The following is a 19866-nucleotide window of genomic DNA, read 5'->3' on the forward strand; positions in this document are numbered from 1 at the left end:
AAGAGACACATTTCTGTATCTCTTCTTGAGGCATCGTCCGGATTCGAACCGGAGTAGGAGCTTTTGCAGAGCCCAGCCTAGCCGCTCGGCCACGACGCCCTTTGTTTAGCGGATTGCAAATATAAGAAACTATTGATAATTAGCAATTGATAATTACAAATTTTTAAAAATTATCAATTGTTAATTATAAATTATCAATTAATTTTAATTTCTATACTCTTCCATTTCAATCGTAACAGCTTCAACATCACCACCAATAGGCGGATTTAGTTTAGAAACTGCCACAATGATTCGAGAAACCGAAGCGATTTCTGAAAAGATTCTAGTGATGATTCTGTTGGCAACATGTTCTAATAAATTCGAACGAATTGCCATTTCTTCGACCACAATCTGGTTCAGAAGCACATAATCGACCGTATTTTTAAGATCATCTGACAAGGAAGAACGTCTTAAATCGGTTTTTATTTCTAAATCAACTCTATAATCAGAACCAATCTTACCTTCTTCGACCAAACAACCATGGTAAGAAAAAGTGCGTATGTTTTTTAGTTTTATAATGCCCATTTTGAGTTTATTTGTGGATTTGTTTATTCGTTTATTCGATAATATCACTTAAATATTCGATTTTTAATCATCATTTGTCAAATAACCAAATCAACGATTAACCAAATAGCCAACATTTATTTATCTTTGCTAAAATTAAACATAATTATGTCAACCGAAGAAAAATCATTCAATTTTATTGAACAAATAATAGAAGATAGTTTATCGAATGGATTAGCTCAGGATAAATTGCGCTTTCGTTTTCCGCCAGAACCAAATGGTTACTTGCACATTGGTCACGCGAAAGCGATTTGTTTGAATTTTGGATTGGGATTGAAATACAATGCACCAGTAAATTTGCGTTTTGACGATACAAATCCTGCCAAAGAAGAACAAGAATATGTAGATGCTATTAAAGAAGATTTACTTTGGTTAGGCTTCAATTGGGCAGAAGAACGTTATGCTTCCGACTATTTCCAACAATTGTACGATTGGGCTATTTTGATGATTAAAAACGGAAAAGCTTATGTAGATAGTCAATCGTCCGAAGATATGGCAAACCAAAAAGGAACGCCAACCCAACCAGGAGTTGACGGGCCATATAGAAATCGTTCTGTTGAAGAAAATTTGACTTTATTTGAAGCGATGAAAAATGGAGATTTCGAAGAAGGAAAACACGTTTTAAGAGCTAAAATTGACATGACTTCTAAAAACATGTTAATGCGTGATCCTTTGATGTACAGAGTTTTGCACCGTCATCATCACAGAACTGGAAACGATTGGAAAATTTATCCAATGTATGATTATGCACATGGTGAAAGTGATTATATCGAACAAATTTCTCACTCTATTTGTACTTTAGAATTTGTTATGCATCGTGAATTATACAATTGGTTTTTAGATCAAATATACGATGCAACTAAAGTGAGACCAAATCAATATGAGTTTGCTCGTTTGAATTTGAATTACACCGTAATGAGCAAACGAAAGCTATTGCAATTAGTACAAGAAAATATTGTAAACGGTTGGGATGATCCAAGAATGCCTACTATTTCTGGTTTGCGTCGTCGTGGATATACTGCAAAATCGATTCGAAATTTCTGTGAAACTATAGGAGTTGCCAAACGTGAAAACGTGATTGATGTGTCCCTTTTGGAGTTTTGTTTGCGTGAAGATTTAAACAAAACAGCCCCAAGAGTGATGGCAGTTTTAGATCCAGTAAAGTTGGTCATTACAAATTATCCAGAAGGAAAAGAAGAATGGTTAGAAGCCGAAAATAACCAAGAAGACGAAAGTGCAGGTTTCAGAAAAGTGCCATTTTCTCGTGAATTATATATAGAAAGAGAAGATTTTCTTGAAGTGGCGCCAGCTAAATTTTTCCGTTTAAGTATTGGAAACGAAGTTCGTTTAAAAAACGGTTATATTATTAAAGGAGAATCAGTTACTAAAGATTCAAACGGAAATATTACTGAAATTCAAGCGACTTATGACACTGATTCTTTAAGCGGAAGCGGTACCGAAGCCAGTAAGCGAAAAGTAGCTGGAACTTTGCATTGGGTTTCAATTTCTCATGCTATTGAAGCCGAAGTTCGTTTATATGATCGATTGTTTATAGATGAAGCACCAGATTCTCACAAAGAGAAAAACTTCCTCGATTTTATGAACAAAACATCATTAGAAATCGTAAAAGGATTTGTAGAACCAAGTCTTGCAGATGTGAAATCTAATGATAAATTTCAGTTTCAACGTTTGGGTTATTTTAATGTTGATAAAGACTCAAGTGCTTCAAAATTAGTGTTTAACAAAACTGTTGGACTCAAAGATGCTTGGGAAGAAAAAGGTAAAAAAGAAGAAAATTTATTGATGAATATGTTAAAAGAAATCAATAAATATGTAAAAGAAAAAGACGAAAACGCCGCTGAAAATATATTAATTCCAATCATTGAAAACATCAAATCTATCGATAATTATAGTTTGATAATCAATACGATTGTTAAGAATATCAAGAACGATAATAATGCGTTGTTGTTTGCAAATTTGGTTTTGAAAAATTCTGATAAAGTGGCTACAAAAGATATTGAAATAGAACAAATAACAAAGTTATATTCGATGTCATTAAAAAGTCAATTGGTTGCGGTAAGAATTTTAGCGATTCAAAACTTAAAAGATGATTCAGAGAATTTTTCTATTTTTCAAACACAATTATCTGAATTGAAAAATTCTGAGAAAAATGAAAAAGTTTTAGAATTATTATAAAAATTTAAACAAATAGTTTTTATAAATACAAAATCCACTTTCGAGTGGATTTTTCTATTATAGATTTTTCTTATTAAAACTTAAATTAAAATAGATTTTATATTAAAAAAAGAGCCTTCATAAATCGATTTTAACAGATTAAAAAAATTGGTTAAAGTGTTTTTAGGTTTGTCGAAAAACCGTTTATTAAATCTCTTTATTCTAATTTTTGATGTAATTTAGTTATAAAAATCATAGTTTTTATGTTTAACTACGATTTAACACTACATCAAGATAAATTTTGTAAATTTCAATATATTAAACTGAAAAGATATGTCAAACAAAAATGGAAATAATGCATTAGCACTTTTAGTTGGTGCAGCAATTGGAGTTGGAGTAGGAATACTATTTGCTCCGGATAAAGGTTCAAAAACTAGAGAAAAATTAAAAGGTAATTTAGATGATTGGAAAATCGATGTCAATAATAAATTAGCAGATTACGAAGAAGACATTCGAGAAAAACTTTCTAGTTCAAAAGAAGATTTAAAAGAATCTGTAGAAAATTTACTTTCTAATTCTAGTTATAAAGCCGAAGAAGCTATTTCGTTTCTAGAAGAAAAATTAGCTGAATTAAAAAAACAAAACGCTAAACTTCAAAAATAATGGCATTTGAAGATTTAAAAGAAAACACAGAAGCTGTTCAAGAGAACACTAAAGCTTATATTGAAAGTAGCATTGCTTACTATAAACTTTGGGGTTTTAAAGTAGCCATGAAATCTACTACTTTAATGCTGAAGTTTTTTCTTATCACAATATGTCTTTCAATTGTATTGCTTTTTATATCTGTTGCAGGTGCTTTTGCTTTGGGTAATTTATTAGATAGTTATCCATTAGGTTTTTTATGCGTGGCTGTAGTTTATTTAGTTTTAGCTTTGCTTTTATTTTTAGTAAAAGATAAAATTGTAGAAGGAACCATTTTAGAAAAATTCTCAGAAATATTTTTTAACGATTAATTATGGAGAACAAAAAATATTCCTCATATGCTGAGATAGAACGCGATTTAGAAATTCTTAAAGTTCAAAAAGAAATCTATTATCAAAAAACACTTTTAAGTATTGATAAAACTAAAGATAGTATTCTTCCATCTAAGTCTGTTAATCTTATTGGTAATTTGTATCAAAAGGTTTTTTCTGGAATGTATGGAACCATATTAAAGATGATTATTCCTTATGTATTCAACTGGTATTTAAACAGAAAAAGAGGCAATTAAGCCTCTTTTTCTGTTTAAAATATTCATTTATTTTACTTCATCAGCTTCAGAAGTATCTGATGGATTATAATCTGTTGAAGTATGATTTTTTGATTTTACTCTTTTTGGTTGGGTTTTCATTTGTTCTCCAATTATATTGGTAGCAGCAAAACTTGTCACCATTGTATTTAACATATCACTTGCAGCTTGTGGTGAATTAGGTAATAAAATCAAATTCGAATTAGTATCAGCTCCAATGGCTTGTAATGTATCATAATGTTGTGTGATTACAATAAGCGCAGACGCTTCTTGCGAATTGATTCCTACTTCATTCAAAACCGCAACACTTTCTACTAATCCACGAGCAATCTCACGACGTTGGTCTGCAATACCTTGACCTTGTAATTTTTTACTTTCTGCTTCCGCTTTTGCTTTTGCAACAATACGAATACGTTGTGCTTCACTTTCGAACATAGCTGCTGTTTTTTCTCTTTCGGCAGCATTGATACGATTCATGGCATTTTTTACCTGAATATCTGGATCAATATCGGTAACCAAAGTATTAATAATATCATAACCATAAGTTGTCATAGCTTCGTTCAACTCACGTTTTACAGCAATTGCTACATCATCTTTACGAACAAAAACATCATCAAGAATTAGTTTTGGAACTTCGGCACGAACCACATCAAAAACATAGGCAGTAATCTGATCGTGTGGATATTCTAGTTTGTAAAAAGCCTCGTAAACGTGTTCTGGAATTACTTTAAACTGAACTGAAACCTTCATTTTAATAAAAACGTTGTCTTTAGTTTGTGTTTCGATCATGACATCTAATTGTTGAATTTTTAGATTTACACGACCTGCAATTTTGTCGATAATAGGCAATTTGAGTTGCAATCCAGATTGTCTGATTCCAGTAAATTTACCAAATCGTTCTACAACAACGGCTGTTTGTTGTTTGACGGTAAAAAAACTAGAGAAGAAAATAAATAATCCGAAGACTACAAAAACGATAAAAAATGTACTCATTGTAATAGTTTTTAGTTTGTTATATTGGTTATACGTTAGTTTGTATTGAAAGTTACAAATATGTAGCTTAATTATTATTACTTTTGTGTAAAGTAAATATTAAGGTATGAAATATTATGATAACAAAATCATGAAGACAAATTAACATATCCTCATAAATATACCTATCGATACCTATCGGGACAATTAAAAATCAAATATTATCTACGTATGAAAAAATTCATTTTATTATTAACACTTATTTATTCATTATTAAGTTTTGCACAACAAGGTCGTCGTGACGGAAACCGTATAGGAATAATGGGAGGAATTACTCAAACTACACTAACAACATCAAATTTTGCATCAAAACCAGCAAATGGTTGGATTGCAGGAATGGCTGTGAGAGGAAATTACTATAATGATTTTAGCGCAATTTTCGGAATGCAATTTTTCGAGAATAACGTTACAGTAGCTACAACCAAATTATTATCACTTACTACAGAAGAAGTAAACTTTAAAGCAATGGGAGTTCAAATTCGTTTATTGGCCAGTTATAATTTGATAAAAGACCATGTTTCTATCGATTTTGGACCAGTTTTACAAATAAATGACAAACTAAAAATAAATAGTAAGTCAGAACTAAACAATGTTACTGGAACTTTTCTTACTGCCAAAGAAATTACTGATGTTACAAAACTTAACGGGAATGCTTATGTTGGTATTTCTGCTGGAACAAAAAGAATTCGTGCCGTTGTTAATTACCAATATGGTTTGAATAATTTCTTAAATAATTTAAACAAAAGCGAAGAGTTAAAGCTGAAGAACAACAATAGCAATTTCAAAGGTCATTTAGGTATTATAAGTGGACAGTTGTTGATTAATTTGTAAAAAAAAAGCCTCGAATTTCGAGGCTTTTACTTTTTTATAAACTAGCTATTGCTTTTACAATTCGCTTAACGGTTTCTTCTTTTCCTATCATTTCTACGATATCAAAAAGATCTGGTCCCATCATTTTTCCTACCAAACTTAGACGTAACGGTTGCATAACTTTTCCCATTCCTATTTCGTTTTGAGTCATCCAATCTTTTACAAGGGTTTCAATATTTAATGATGTAAAATCTTCTATTGTATTTAAAACCACAATCAATTGTTTCATTAACTCGGGAGTTTCTTCTTTCCAGTTTTTAACAGCTTTCTCGTCATAAGACGTTGGTGCTACAAAGAAATAATCAGATAAATCCCAAAATTCGTTTACAAAATTGGCTCGTTCTTTTATTAACGAAACTATTTTTTCCAATTTTGTCATTTCGAGCGCAGTCGAGAAACCTTTTGCTTCCACTATTGGTAAGAATAATTCAGCCAAGGCGCTATCTTCTTTTTTAACTAAATATTGGTGGTTGAACCATTTGTTTTTCTCAGGGTCAAACTTCGCTCCAGCTTTGTGAATTCGGTTCAAATCAAATTTTTCTACTAATTCTTCTAACGAGAAAATCTCTTGTTCGGTTCCGTCATTCCAACCCAGCATGGCTAAGAAATTAATGACTGTTTCTGGGAAAAATCCATTTTCTTTATAACCTAATGAGGTTCCTTCTTCTGTTTTCCATTGCAATGGAAATACAGGAAAACCTAATTTTTCGCCATCACGTTTGCTTAATTTCCCGTTACCTACAGGTTTTAGTATCAATGGTAAGTGCGAAAATTCCGGTGCCTCCCAACCAAATGCTCTGTACAACAAAACATGTAATGGCATAGATGGCAACCATTCTTCCCCACGAATTACATGAGAAGTTTCCATCAAATGATCATCGACAATATTGGCTAAATGGTACGTTGGCATCCCATCAGATTTAAATAAAACTTTATCGTCTAACAAATTAGTGTCAAACTTTATATCGCCACGAATAATATCCTTAAGGTGTAATATTTCATTAACAGGAGTTTTAAAACGAATTACAAAATCTTCACCAGCGGCAATTCTTTCGGCTACTTTTTCGGGAGAATTAGTTAATGAATTGTCTAATGTTTCACGAACCGTATGATTGTAAATAAAGGTATTTCCTGCTGCTTCCGTTGTTTTTCGTAAAGTATCTAAACTTTCAGGTGTATCAAACGCATAATAAGCCCAACCAGAATGTATCAGTTGGTCAGCATATTGTTTGTATAAAGGTTTTCTTTCTGACTGTCTGTATGGACCAAATTTTTCATTTTTGCCTATAGTTTCATCAGGAGAAATTCCTAACCATTCTAATGCTTCTAGTATATATTCTTCCGCACCTGGAACAAAACGATTTTGGTCGGTATCTTCTATTCGTAAATAGAAAACGCCGTTGTTTTTTTTAGCAAATAAATAATTAAATAAAGCAGTACGAACACCACCTATATGCAAAGCTCCTGTTGGACTTGGTGCAAAACGCACACGAACTTGTTTAGACATTTTTGTAAATTTTGATGCAAAGATAAATGATTAACCACAAAGTACATAAAGAAGGCGCAAAGTTCACAATGATTTTGATTGTGTGCTTTGCGCCTTATCTTAATTTATAAGAATATTTTGATTATGCTTTCATTTCTTGTGGAACTCTTTTATTCATCACCGCAAACCATAATGGTGGTATAAATGAAATGACCATACTTGTTGGATAACCATAAGGCATTTGTGGAGAAATATCATGATATTCTAAAATTTGATATTTTTTTTGAGATTTAAAATGGTGATCACTATGACGTGTTAATTCATACAACATGATTCTTCCAAGTATATGATTCGAATTCCACGAATGTTTTTCAGTAACTCGTTCAAACCTTCCAGAAGGAAGTAAATTTCTTTTTAATCCATAATGCTCTATGTAGTTGATGGTTTCTAGTAATAAAAAGCCAACAATACCGGCAAATAAAGCTAGTAAGAATCCATTTAATCCAAAAAAGAAATAGATTGTTGCTAGATAACTTATTTGAATTATAGTAAACCAAAACATATCACTTTTTATAGCATAAAATGGGCGGTTTTCTATTTGATTTAGTTTCTTCTGAATTTCCCAAGCTTTTATGTATGTTCCAGAAACAGTTTGCCACCAGAAAGTATACAAGCTTTGATTATATTTTGCTGTAGACGGATCATTTGGAGTCGAAACATGTAAATGATGACCGTGATTATGCTCTATAAAGAAATGGGTATAATGAGAAGGAATTAATAATATTTTCCCAAATATTCTTTCATACAGTTTTTCTCTATGTCCCAACTCGTGTGCAACATTTATTCCGTTTGCACCTAAAACAATTCCTAAACTCAAAGTTGTTCCTATAAGTTCAAAAACGGACAAATGATTATGTGTAATTTTCCAAATTGTAAAAAACAAAATTCCATATACAATAGGTATGTTTAAGTATAAAAGAAAGTCAAACAACTTGTTTTTTAGTCGGTTTTTAACATCTTCTTCTGAATAATTGTCTTCATTAGTAGGAAGTATTATCTCAAAAAAAGGTATTAATACAAAAGCAAATAATACTCCAGAATAACTTAAAACTCCTTGATAATGAATCCCTAACAAACTAATGACAGGAATTGAATAAGCTAATACATATTTCATAAGAGATTGTTTTCTTATAAAAATACTAAAGTTTTTTTTAATGTTTCCATATTCAGCAAAAATTGTAACTTTATAAGTTATAATTTAACGAATGTAATTTTGGATTCAAAAACACTCATATTTCAAAAACTAGAAGATTTCATCAAGAAATTCTATACCAACGAATTGTTACGTGGAACAATTTTCTTTATTGGTTTGGGATTACTATATCTTTTTGCAACCAGTTTTGTCGAATATTTTCTTTGGTTGAAACCAACTGGAAGAACATTTTTGTTTGTGCTATTTGTTTTGGTTCAATTATTTTTGTTGGTTCGATTCATTGCTTTTCCAATTTTCCAATTATTTAAACTTAAAAGAGGAATCAATTATACAGAAGCTTCAAAAATTATTGGGAATCATTGTACAGAAGTTAATGATAAGCTTACTAATTTTCTTCAATTGTCGGAAGATAAAAATCAGTCTGAATTACTTTTAGCATCAATAAATCAAAAGGCAAATGCACTACAACCCATTCCTTTTTCTAATGCTATCGATTTTAAAAAGAATAAAAAATTCTTACCATTAGCTCTAATTCCTTTATTTTTTATTTTGTTTCTGATGCTTTCTGGACAACAAAAACTAATTACCGAAAGTATGAATCGTGTGGTAAATTACAAACAACAATTTTTACCACCAGCTCCGTTTGCTTTTACGTTGGTAAACAAAAATTTACAAACCGAACAAAACAAAGATTTTATTCTCAAAGTAAAAACTGTAGGAAATGTAGTTCCAGAGAAAGCTTTGATTTTTATAGGTGACGAAAGTTATTTTATGGAAAATACTAAGCAAGGAGAATTTCAATTTGTAGTAACGAAACCCATGCAAAACATCGATTTTCATATCGAAGCCAATGAAGTTTCTTCTGTTGATTATACTTTGAATGTAATTACCGTTCCTGCTATTGCAAATTTCGAGATGTTGCTTAATTTTCCTAATTATCTAAATATGAAATCAGAAATCATCAAAGGAACTGGAAATGCAATTGTTCCCGAAGGCACGCAAATTACTTGGAGAATTAATACAGTTGCGACCCAAAATATTAATCTAATTGAAGCTAATAAATCGTATTCGTTTGTAAATGCTGGAAATACATTCAATTTAAGCAAAAATATATTTCAAAACACAGAATATCAGATATTTACTTCTAATAAATCGATAAAAAACTACGAAAAACTAAATTATGCCATCAATGTTGTGAAAGACCAGTTTCCAATCATCAAAGTGGAGATGGCAGCTGATAGTTTAAAGGGTTCTAAAGAATATATTTTAGGACAAATATCGGACGATTATGGATTTTCGAAATTGAGTGTTGTTTATTTCCCAAAAGACAATCCACAAGCTGCTAAACGTGGAACCATCGGGGTTAAGAAAAGTAATTTCGATCAGTTTGTGTTTTCTTTCCCAAGCACCTTGCCTATTGTAGATGGTGTGGCTTATGAATATTATTTTGAAGTTTTCGACAATGATGCTATTCATCATTATAAAAGCACAAAGTCCTCTGAGTTTTCGTTTCGTGAATCTACGTTAGAAGAAAAAGAAAACGAAAATTTACAACAGCAAAACGAGAATATTAATGCTTTAGAAAAATCATTAAGCAAACAAGACAAGCAACTTTCTGAATTAGAAAAATTGCAAAAAACCAATAAAGAGAAAAAGGATTTAGATTATAAAGACAAACAAAAATTAGATGACTTCGTAAAACGTCAGAAACAACAAGACGAAATGATGAAGGAGTTTTCTGAAAAAATTAAAGATAATTTAGAAAAATTTAAAGCAGAAGAAAACGATCCGAAGAAGGAATTGTTGAAACAACGTTTAGAAAAATCGAAAGAAGAATTAGAAAAAAATCAAAAGCTTCTAGACGAATTGAAACGTTTGAATGAAAAACTGGATCAAGATGAAATACAAGAAAAATTAGAAAAGTTCCAACAAAAAAGTAAAAACCAAACCAAGACTTTAGAACAATTGGTCGAGTTGACTAAACGCTATTATGTCGAGAAAAAAGCAGAACAACTCGCAGACAAGTTAGACAAACTTTCTGAAAAAGAAGATAAGCTTGCTGACGATAAGAAAGAAAATTCTGAAGAAAAACAAAACGAGATTAATAAAGAATTCGATAAAATTCAGGAGGAATTAAAAGATCTTGACAAAGAAAACAAAGAACTAAAATCGCCATTAGACATTCCTCTAGACAAAGAAAAAGAGGAAAGCATAGATAAAGATTTACAAAAGGCTTCTGAAGAATTACAAAAGAAACAGCAAGACAAAGCCGCACCAAAACAAAAAAGCGCAGCAAAAAAAATGAAAGAGATGAGTCAAAAAATAGCTCAAGAAATGGAAGGCGGCGAACAAGAACAGCTAGAAGAAGATGTAGCAATGCTTCGCCAAATTCTAGACAACTTGTTAGCGTTTTCTTTTTCCCAAGAAACATTGATTAAGAATTTTAAAGCGATAACAAATACTTCTAATGCGTTTTCAAAACACTTAAAAACGCAGCAAGATTTAAAACAGCAATTCAAACATGTTGATGATAGTTTGTTCGCAATGTCTTTACGCAATCCAAAAATTAGCGAACAAATCACAACTGAAATTGGAAAGGTTCATTATAATATAGATAAAAGTATCGATTTGCTTTCCGATAATCAAATAGCCAGAGGAACATCAAGTCAGCAATTTTCGTTAACAAGTGCAAATAATTTGGCTAATTTTTTAAGTGATGTTTTAAACAGTATGCAAATGTCACTTTCGGGAATGGGTAAAGGAAAACCAAAACCAGGAAAAGGACAAGGTGGTGGAATGCAGTTGCCAGACATCATCAAAAAGCAACAAGGTCTTGGTGAGAAAATGAAAGTCGAAAAAGGAAAAGGTGATAAACCTGGAGAGAAGCCTAGAGATAAACCAGGCGATGGAAAGGAAGGAAAATCAGGCAAAGAAGGTAAGACTGGTAAAGATGGCAAAGACGGAAAATCTGGGCAAGGTAGTGACGGAAAAGGAAATAGAGAAAATGGACAAGATGGAGAAGGTAATGCAAAAGCAGTTTTAGAAATCCTAAAAGAACAACAACAATTGCGTGATGCATTACAAAAAGAACTCGTGAAAAACGGTTTAGGAGGTGCTGGACAAAATGCTTTATATCAAATGAAGCAAATAGAAAAGCTGTTAATCAATAAAGGATTTTCTAACGAAGCGATTCAAAAAGCACTCAATCTGAAGTATGAATTACTCAAATTAGAGAAAGCAATTCAAGAGCAAAATCAAGATTCAAAAAGACAATCGAATACAAATAAAAAGGGTTTTAACAACACGGCAAATCCCCTACCCCAAAAGCTTCAAGAATATTTAAATAGTATTGAAATTTTAAACAGACAAACACTACCTTTGCGTTCGAATTTTGACCGTAAGGTTCAAGAATATTTTAAGAAAAATGATTAGTTTTAATTACGAAATAGATTACGAAATACTAGAAGAGACCATTTACACAGATTGGATTTCTAGCGTTATACTTTCAGAAAACAAATCCGAAGGAGAGATAAATTACATCTTCTGCGACGATGATTATTTAGTTGAAATCAATCAACAGTATTTAGATCACGATACACTTACGGACATTATAAGTTTTGATTATTCCTTAGGTAACGAAATACACGGAGATATTTACATCTCCATCGAAAGGGTTCGTGAGAATGCAGAAGAGTTCAAGGTTTCTTTTGAAGAAGAATTAAAACGTGTAATGATTCATGGTATTTTGCACTACTGTGGCTACAAGGATAAATCGGAATCTGACGAGTTGGTAATGCGCTCTAAAGAAGATGAAAAAATAAAATTGTTTCACGTGAAACAAAATTAAAAACAAAACAGAAATCATAATTAGTAATCCATGTTCCACGTGAAACAATTTTCTAATTTATATTTTCTAATTGTAAAAAGTTCCACGTGGAACAAAACAAAAATTGAATTATTAAACGGTGTTAAATCGTAATTCGTAATTCGTAATTCGTAATTGAATATGTTTTTAGAAGAATATGATGTTATAGTGGTGGGTGCTGGTCATGCAGGTTGCGAAGCCGCAGCAGCATCGGCAAATCTGGGTTGTTCTACCCTATTGGTTACAATGAGTTTGCAAAACATCGCACAAATGTCTTGTAATCCTGCTATGGGTGGAATTGCCAAAGGGCAAATCGTTCGTGAAATTGATGCTCTTGGTGGTTATTCAGGAATTGTTTCTGACAAAACCGCCATTCAATTCAAAATGCTTAACAAATCTAAAGGACCTGCTATGTGGTCGCCAAGAGTTCAAAGTGACCGCATGCGTTTCTCAGATGAATGGAGATTGATGCTTGAAGGAACCCCTAATCTTGATTTTTATCAAGAAATGGTTTCTGGCATGATTATCGAAAACAATAAAGTTTTAGGTATTAAGACTTCTTTAGGTTTGACTATTCGAGGTAAATCTGTCGTGCTTACTAATGGAACTTTTCTTAATGGATTAATCCATATTGGCGACAAGCAATTTGGCGGTGGTCGTGCTGGCGAAAGTGCTGCTTATGGAATTACCGAAGATTTAGTTAAAGCAGGTTTCGAATCTGGTAGAATGAAAACAGGAACGCCGCCTAGAGTAGATGGTCGTTCTCTTGATTATTCTAAAATGAATGTGGAAGCGGGTGATGTTAATCCATCAAAGTTTTCCTATTCAGATATAACAAAACCATTGACGGTTCAAAGAGATTGTCACATGACTTATACCTCCCTTTTGGTTCATGATATTTTGCGTGAAGGTTTCGAACGTTCGCCAATGTTCAACGGTCGAATTAAAAGTTTAGGTCCAAGATATTGTCCATCTATCGAAGATAAGATTAATCGTTTTGCAGATAAAGACAGACATCAATTATTTGTTGAACCAGAAGGTTGGAATACCTGTGAGGTTTATGTAAACGGATTTTCGACTTCTTTACCAGAAGACATTCAATTTAAAGCACTACGTTCTGTTGTTGGTTTCGAAAAAGTAAAATTCTTCAGAGCTGGTTATGCTATCGAATACGATTACTTTCCTCCTACGCAACTTAAACATACTTTAGAAACTAAATTGGTTCAAGGTTTGTATTTTGCTGGACAAATAAACGGAACAACTGGTTACGAAGAAGCGGCTTCTCAAGGATTGATGGCTGGAATAAATGCAGCACTCAAGGTAAAAGAACAAGAACCTTTAATCTTAAAACGTGACGAAGCTTATATTGGTGTTTTGATCGACGATTTAATCACCAAAGGAACTGAAGAACCATACAGAATGTTTACTTCTCGTGCAGAGTTTAGAACCTTATTGCGTCAAGACAATGCCGATTTTAGATTGACGCCTATGTCGAATAAAATTGGTTTGGCTTCTGATTTTCGTTTGAAACGAATGGAACACAAACTGAATGAATCAGAAAAAATGGTTGCTTTTTTTAGAGAAACTAGCATTACTCCTGCTGAAGCAAATCCGATTTTAATTGCTAAAGAAACCGCCGAAGTAAATCAAACAGATAAAATATTTAAAATTCTTTCTCGTCCGCAAATTGAGTTGGCAGATGTTTTAAAATTCAATAATGTGGCAGATTATGTTGACAGTCATGATTTAGATCAAGAAATATTAGAACAAGCAGAAATTCAAGTCAAGTATTCTGGTTATATAGATAAAGAAAGAGCTAATGCCGAAAAGCAAACCCGACTAGAAGATTTAAAAATCCCAGAAAACTTCGATTACCATCAAATAAAATCAATGTCTATAGAAGCCAAACAAAAATTATCTAAAATAAGACCCGTAACTATTTCACAAGCTTCAAGAATTTCTGGAGTTTCGCCAAGTGATATTTCGGTATTATTGGTTTTTATGGGAAGATAATTGAAATTGTTCCACGTGAAACGTAATTAAAATTAACAACAAACATTCATAGCAAAATATAATATGAATTTTCAAAATCAATCTGTCTTTATTAAAGTAAAAGACAATTCAGTTTCCAAAGAAGACTTCGAGTTGCTTATTGACGAAGAATTACAATTACTAAAAACATATCCGCAACCGTCGTTAGATGTTCTTCCAAAATATTATGAAAGTGAAGATTATATTTCACACACTGATGCAAAACGTTCTTTGTTCGAGAAGTTATATCAAATTATTAAATCGTATTCTTTAAATAAAAAAGTAAGTTTAATAAATTCCCTTCATTTACAAAAAGGGAACTTATTAGATATTGGTGCAGGAACTGGCGATTTTTTAGCTACGGCAAAAAAAGCAGGTTGGCAAACTACAGGAATCGAACCAAGCGATAAAGCAAAAAATATTTCAATTTCTAAAGGTGTAACTTTTGCAGAAAATTTAGAAAGTGTCGATTCTCATTCTTTCGATGTAATTACCATGTGGCATGTTTTGGAGCATGTTCCAGATTTAGAAAATCAAATTAAAACATTAAAAAGATTAGTAAAACCAAACGGAACAATAATTATTGCTGTACCAAATTATAAATCATTTGACGCAAAATATTATGGAGAATTTTGGGCAGCTTATGATGTGCCGAGACATTTGTGGCATTTCTCTAAAATCGCTATCGAAAAATTATTTGCCAACGAAAATATGAAACTCATAAAAATTCTACCCATGATTTTTGATAGTTTTTATGTGTCACTTTTATCAGAAAAATATAAAAACGGAAAAATGAATTTCATAAAAGCTTTATACATCGGATTGAAGTCAAATATAAAAGCAAAACGAAATTTTGAGTATTCTTCCCATATTTATGTGATTAAAAACAACTGAAAATCATTTTAAGCACTTTTTAGAAACGTTTTTGATTAGAAACATATAAATTAATGCTAAAAAACAGATTTTTGCTTAAAACGAATTTATAAAAGCCTTTTTTAATAGCAAAAAACTATATTTTTAAACTTAGCTATAAGATTTTATTATAATCGAATTTTTCCCATAATTAATGTCGCATGTTAGATTTTATGAAATATTTTCTGGCCACAGATTAAAAAGATTATCACAGATTTTATTTCACTTATTCAACAAATATCCAAATCAACAAATATCCAAATCAACATTTGAAAAAAAAGTTTACTTTTACCAAAATTTAAAAATCAACAAAAAAATAAAAATGAAAAAAAACCTATTATTAGCAGCTATCGCATTTTCAATAATTTCTTGCAACAAAACTGTAGAAGCCAAAGATTTCAAAACGGCATACATCGACACTCAAAAAATGATGGAAGATTATACTGAAGCCAAAGAATTGGACGAAAAGTATAAAACCAAAGGAGAAGTAATGGGTCGTGAGCTTGAAGTTGCCGCAAAAAATCTAAAAGCTGAAATGAACGGTTTTCAACAAAATGCTATGGCAAAAGGTCAAGCATGGGCACAACAAAAAGGAGCTGAATTGCAACAAAGAGAGCAACAATTGCAATACGCCCAACAAGCGATGATGCAACAATTGCAAGGAGAAAGCGGAAAAGAAATGGATACTTTGGTTAAATCTGTAAAACAACTTATTAAAGATTACGGGAAAGAAAAAGGATACGATTATATTTATGGTACTGGAGATGCTGCTACTGTTTTATATGCAAAAGATAGTTATGATATTACAAAAGATGTCGTAAAAATGATCAACCAAAAGTACGCTGCAAAGCCAAAAACAGATAAAAAAGAAGAAAAAACAGAAGTGAAAAAATAATTTTTCTTAAATAATTTCAAAAGCCTCCATCTTTAATTAGTTGGAGGTTTTTTTGTTTCGCAAGGTTTCACGAAGAAAATTAAAAGCCTTTGTGCATCTCTGTGAAGCCTTTGTGAAACTTCGTGAAACTTCGTGAAACAATTTAAAATAAATTCTATATTTTTGCTCAATATACACAAGCCAAAATGGAAAATATCTCAGCCGAAGCCAATTACACCCTACAATTCATTAATCAAACCCAACGTAATATATTCCTAACTGGAAAAGCTGGTACAGGAAAAACTACGCTTTTACGGGAAATTATACAAACAACACACAAAAACTGTGTTGTTGTTGCACCAACAGGAATTGCTGCTTTAAATGCTGGTGGCGTTACGATTCATTCGATGTTTCAGTTGCCTTTTGGCGGATTTATCCCAGATAATACTGTTCCACAATTTTCAGAATATATAAAATTTGAATCGAAAGCGACCTTAAACCGAAACTTTAAAATGAGTGGTTTAAAAAAATCAGTCATCAAAAACATGGAGTTGCTTATTGTAGATGAAGTGAGTATGCTTCGTGCCGACTTACTCGACGGAATCGACTTTATGTTGCAATCTATTCGCAAGAAAAAAATCGCTTTTGGCGGAGTTCAAGTCCTTTTTATTGGGGATTTATTGCAATTACCGCCAGTTATTAAAGATGAAGAATGGAAAACATTGCGTAATTATTACAAAGGAAAATTCTTTTTTCATTCGCATGTAATACAGCAAAATCCGCCGTTGTATATCGAATTGTCAAAGATTTTTCGTCAAACCGATGAAGTTTTTATTTCTATTTTGAATAATTTACGAAACAACAGGATTTCGCCACAAGATATTCAGAATTTAAACCAATATGTAAAGCCAAATTTCGACCTCAAAGCCAATAAAGGTTACATTACTCTAACAACTCACAATGCCAAAGCAGACGATATGAACGCCAAAGCCTTGGAGGATTTGGAAGGTAAACAATACCAATATAAACCAGAAATAACCGGCGATTTCCCAGAAAAAATTTACCCGATAGATCAAACTTTGCAACTAAAAATTGGAGCGCAAGTTATGTTTGTAAAAAATGATTTGGCTTTCGAAAAACGTTATTTTAATGGGAAAATGGGAATTATTAAGTCATTATCTGAAGCAGAAATTTTAGTGCATTTTCCGGAGGAAGACACCACGATTGAGGTCGAAAAATACGAATGGCAAAACATTCGGTATTCGGTAAATAATTTAACCAAAGAAATAGAAGAAGAAACTTTAGGCACGTTCGTCCACTACCCTATTAAGCTGGCTTGGGCGATTACGGTGCATAAAAGTCAAGGATTAACTTTTGACAAAGCAGCTCTCGATGTATCGCAAGTTTTTCAGCCAGGACAAGCATATGTTGCATTATCGCGTTTGCGTTCGTTAGACGGCCTGGTTTTACTTTCTCCACTACAAATGAATGGTATTTCTAACGATCAAGATGTGATGGATTATTCCGAAAACAAAGCATCGGAAGAAAAACTAGAAAAAGCACTACAACAAGAAACTAAAAAATTCTTACAAAATTTCTTGAAATCGACTTTCGATTGGCATGATTTGGCTCAAGAATGGCGCAATCATCAATACAGTTATAACGAAAAAGGCGAATCTTCAACAAAATCAAAACATTGGCTTTGGGCCAAAAAACACACAGATACAATTTCTGAAATTCAGGAACCTGCCAGAAAATTCTTGAGTCAGATTGACAAGCTTTTTAACACAGAACCTTTTGATATTCATTTTGTTAAAGAAAGAATCGATGCGGCTTACAATTATTTCTTTGTACAAATGGACAGTATTCTTTATGATGTTTTATGGAAAATTGAAGAAGTAAAACGCATCAAAAAAGCAAAAACATTGTTCGACGAATTATCTGTTTTAGAAGAAATTCAGATAAATGCAGTTTTCAAGTTAATGAAGGCCAAATTGTTAGTAAAAACAATTGCTTCGGGTGATGTGATTACCAAAGAAAATTTGACTTCAAAAGAAATTAAAACCTATAAAACCAATAAATTAGAAGCGATTCACGAAGAATTCAAAAGATTAAACATCACACTCATTGATGATGATCTCGACGTGGAACGTTACGCAAAGAAAAAGAAAGAAGTTAAAGAAGCCAAAAAATCGACGGTGCAAGAAACCTACGTACTGTGGGAACAAAAAAACACCATCAAAGAAATTTCAGCCATTAGAAAACTCACACCACAAACCATTAGCGGACACCTCGCAAAGCTTATAGAATCTGGAACAGTTGCCATTACCGATGTTTTGCCAGAAGAAAAAATTGCCGCTCTGGCTGAAGCTTTTTTTGGTTACAAAGAAGAGACCCTCAACCCACTCAAGGAAAAATACGGCGACGAATTTACTTGGGACGAGTTAAAAATGTACAAATCGAGTTTGAATGCTGTTTAAAGAAACTATATTTTGTTTAAATTATGACAAATCAATGTTAACAGAAGGGTTATTATTCTTCTTGTTTTAAAGTTTTAATATCGTCAATTAATTGCTCCATTTCAAGTTGTAGCGTTCCGTTGTAAATACCTCTAATTCTTTTGTTTTTGTCAACTAAAATAAAATGTTCTGTATGTAAAAACTCCGAACTGTCTTTGCTAAAGCCAATATCTTCTTCAGCAAAATAAGATTGACGAGCGAGCTTATATATTACACCTTTTTTCCCAGTTAGAAAATGCCAGTTTTTATTTGTAATCCTATTGTTAGCTTTATATTTTTTTAATATATACGGTTTGTCAATCCAAGGCGTTACAGAGTAAGATAAGAAAACCAAGTCTTTATCGTGTTGTAAACTATCGCTTACTTTTTTCAAATTGCACGTCATTGTTGGACATATGCTTCCGCAACGTGTAAAAATAAAATTTGCAACATGTATTTTATTCTTAAAAACATTTTGATTTATCAGTAGACTATCTTGATTTAGAAATGAAAAATCAGCAATATTATGATTTATTCTGCTTTTAACCTCTGCTTTGTCTTTCAAAAACATAGGTGTAAAATCAGGTTCATTGTAATAAGGTAATTCAATGGAATTAGCTTTTTTTTCAGAGCAACTAAAAAAAATAAAACTACTTACTATTAAAAATACTATCCGATACATTTTTACAATTTTTAGTGCCCAATAAGCCATATCTTTTACCATTAATTATCACATAATTTGCTTTAACTTTTCCGTTTTCATAAAATAATTTTTGACTACCATTTTCTTGACCATTTTTATAATGAAAATGCTTAACCAATAAACCATTACTATTCCATTCCTTAAATTCATTCGTGTATTCATCATTAGAAACAGCAAATTCAAATTTTTTATTTCCATTTTCCCACCAGCCTTTATGAATTCCCTCCTTTTTCCCATCTACATACAATCGTTTTTCTGCTAGTTGTTTGTTGGCGTACCATTTTTTTGTAGTACCTTCTTCTAAACCATTAAAATA

General features: G+C 31.9%; 17 protein-coding genes and 1 tRNA gene. 11 read left to right on the forward strand and 7 right to left on the reverse strand.

Annotated elements, in window-relative coordinates:
* Positions 1–28: 28 nt before the first annotated feature.
* Both ACH2BP_RS01130 and folB read right to left on the reverse strand, forming a co-directional pair.
* Positions 29–99, reverse strand: a tRNA-Cys gene (locus tag ACH2BP_RS01130).
* Positions 100–204: 105 nt separating this feature from the next.
* Complete coding sequence (gene folB / locus ACH2BP_RS01135) at positions 205–564, reverse strand: dihydroneopterin aldolase (protein ID WP_395056180.1); 360 nt, start codon at positions 562–564, stop codon at positions 205–207.
* Between the two features lie 147 nt (positions 565–711).
* Between folB and ACH2BP_RS01140 the strand changes: the two genes are divergently transcribed.
* The 4 genes from ACH2BP_RS01140 to ACH2BP_RS01155 all read left to right on the forward strand — a co-directional run bounded on the left by ACH2BP_RS01140 (position 712) and on the right by ACH2BP_RS01155 (position 4048).
* Positions 712–2799, forward strand: coding sequence for a glutamine--tRNA ligase/YqeY domain fusion protein (locus ACH2BP_RS01140; protein ID WP_395056182.1), 2088 nt, complete (start codon positions 712–714; stop codon positions 2797–2799).
* A gap of 312 nt (positions 2800–3111) precedes the next feature.
* Positions 3112–3441, forward strand: a complete 330-nt coding sequence (locus ACH2BP_RS01145) for a YtxH domain-containing protein (protein WP_395056184.1) — start codon at positions 3112–3114, stop codon at positions 3439–3441.
* Positions 3441–3791 (forward strand): competence protein, encoded by a 351-nt coding sequence (locus ACH2BP_RS01150; RefSeq protein WP_395056186.1) that lies wholly within the window; start codon positions 3441–3443, stop codon positions 3789–3791. Before ACH2BP_RS01145 ends, ACH2BP_RS01150 begins: the two co-directional genes overlap by 1 nt.
* Positions 3792–3793: 2 nt before the next feature.
* Positions 3794–4048 (forward strand): DUF6327 family protein, encoded by a 255-nt coding sequence (locus ACH2BP_RS01155; RefSeq protein ID WP_395056188.1) that lies wholly within the window; start codon positions 3794–3796, stop codon positions 4046–4048.
* A 27-nt stretch (positions 4049–4075) separates the two neighbouring features.
* Here ACH2BP_RS01155 and ACH2BP_RS01160 read toward each other — a convergent pair whose 3' ends face one another.
* Entirely contained in the window at positions 4076–5059 is a 984-nt protein-coding gene (locus ACH2BP_RS01160) for an SPFH domain-containing protein (RefSeq protein WP_395056190.1), read from the reverse strand.
* Between the two features lie 210 nt (positions 5060–5269).
* Between ACH2BP_RS01160 and ACH2BP_RS01165 the strand changes: the two genes are divergently transcribed.
* The gene (locus tag ACH2BP_RS01165; RefSeq protein WP_395056192.1) at positions 5270–5929 is read left to right on the forward strand and encodes a PorT family protein; all 660 of its coding nucleotides are present in this window, start codon (positions 5270–5272) and stop codon (positions 5927–5929) included.
* A gap of 34 nt (positions 5930–5963) precedes the next feature.
* Here ACH2BP_RS01165 and gltX read toward each other — a convergent pair whose 3' ends face one another.
* Both gltX and ACH2BP_RS01175 read right to left on the reverse strand, forming a co-directional pair.
* Positions 5964–7475 (reverse strand): glutamate--tRNA ligase, encoded by a 1512-nt coding sequence (gltX, locus tag ACH2BP_RS01170; protein ID WP_395056194.1) that lies wholly within the window; start codon positions 7473–7475, stop codon positions 5964–5966.
* Between the two features lie 121 nt (positions 7476–7596).
* Positions 7597–8628, reverse strand: a complete 1032-nt coding sequence (locus ACH2BP_RS01175) for an alkane 1-monooxygenase (protein WP_395056196.1) — start codon at positions 8626–8628, stop codon at positions 7597–7599.
* A 99-nt stretch (positions 8629–8727) separates the two neighbouring features.
* Between ACH2BP_RS01175 and ACH2BP_RS01180 the strand changes: the two genes are divergently transcribed.
* The 6 genes from ACH2BP_RS01180 to ACH2BP_RS01205 all read left to right on the forward strand — a co-directional run bounded on the left by ACH2BP_RS01180 (position 8728) and on the right by ACH2BP_RS01205 (position 18829).
* Positions 8728–12099 (forward strand): hypothetical protein, encoded by a 3372-nt coding sequence (locus tag ACH2BP_RS01180; RefSeq protein WP_395056198.1) that lies wholly within the window; start codon positions 8728–8730, stop codon positions 12097–12099.
* Positions 12092–12514 carry an rRNA maturation RNase YbeY gene (gene ybeY / locus ACH2BP_RS01185; protein ID WP_395056200.1) on the forward strand — a complete coding sequence of 141 codons (423 nt, stop codon included), beginning with the start codon at positions 12092–12094 and terminating at the stop codon, positions 12512–12514. Before ACH2BP_RS01180 ends, ybeY begins: the two co-directional genes overlap by 8 nt.
* Positions 12515–12673: 159 nt before the next feature.
* Positions 12674–14545 (forward strand): tRNA uridine-5-carboxymethylaminomethyl(34) synthesis enzyme MnmG, encoded by a 1872-nt coding sequence (gene mnmG, locus ACH2BP_RS01190; protein WP_395056202.1) that lies wholly within the window; start codon positions 12674–12676, stop codon positions 14543–14545.
* Between the two features lie 63 nt (positions 14546–14608).
* Positions 14609–15457 (forward strand): class I SAM-dependent methyltransferase, encoded by an 849-nt coding sequence (locus tag ACH2BP_RS01195; RefSeq protein ID WP_395056204.1) that lies wholly within the window; start codon positions 14609–14611, stop codon positions 15455–15457.
* Between the two features lie 340 nt (positions 15458–15797).
* On the forward strand, positions 15798–16370 hold the full coding sequence (locus ACH2BP_RS01200; RefSeq protein WP_395056206.1) for an OmpH family outer membrane protein: 573 nt from the start codon (positions 15798–15800) through the stop codon (positions 16368–16370).
* Positions 16371–16555: 185 nt separating this feature from the next.
* Positions 16556–18829 carry a helix-turn-helix domain-containing protein gene (locus ACH2BP_RS01205; protein WP_395056208.1) on the forward strand — a complete coding sequence of 758 codons (2274 nt, stop codon included), beginning with the start codon at positions 16556–16558 and terminating at the stop codon, positions 18827–18829.
* Between the two features lie 52 nt (positions 18830–18881).
* Here ACH2BP_RS01205 and ACH2BP_RS01210 read toward each other — a convergent pair whose 3' ends face one another.
* Together ACH2BP_RS01210 and ACH2BP_RS01215 are read right to left on the reverse strand one after the other, a co-directional pair.
* On the reverse strand, positions 18882–19529 hold the full coding sequence (locus ACH2BP_RS01210) for an SCO family protein (RefSeq protein ID WP_395056210.1): 648 nt from the start codon (positions 19527–19529) through the stop codon (positions 18882–18884).
* The coding region (locus tag ACH2BP_RS01215; protein WP_395056212.1) for a toxin-antitoxin system YwqK family antitoxin at positions 19498–19866 on the reverse strand (369 nt) is incomplete at its 5' end. The genes ACH2BP_RS01210 and ACH2BP_RS01215, both read right to left, overlap by 32 nt.

This window comes from Flavobacterium sp. (assembly GCF_043756175.1).
Taxonomy (GTDB): Bacteria; Bacteroidota; Bacteroidia; order Flavobacteriales; family Flavobacteriaceae; genus Flavobacterium.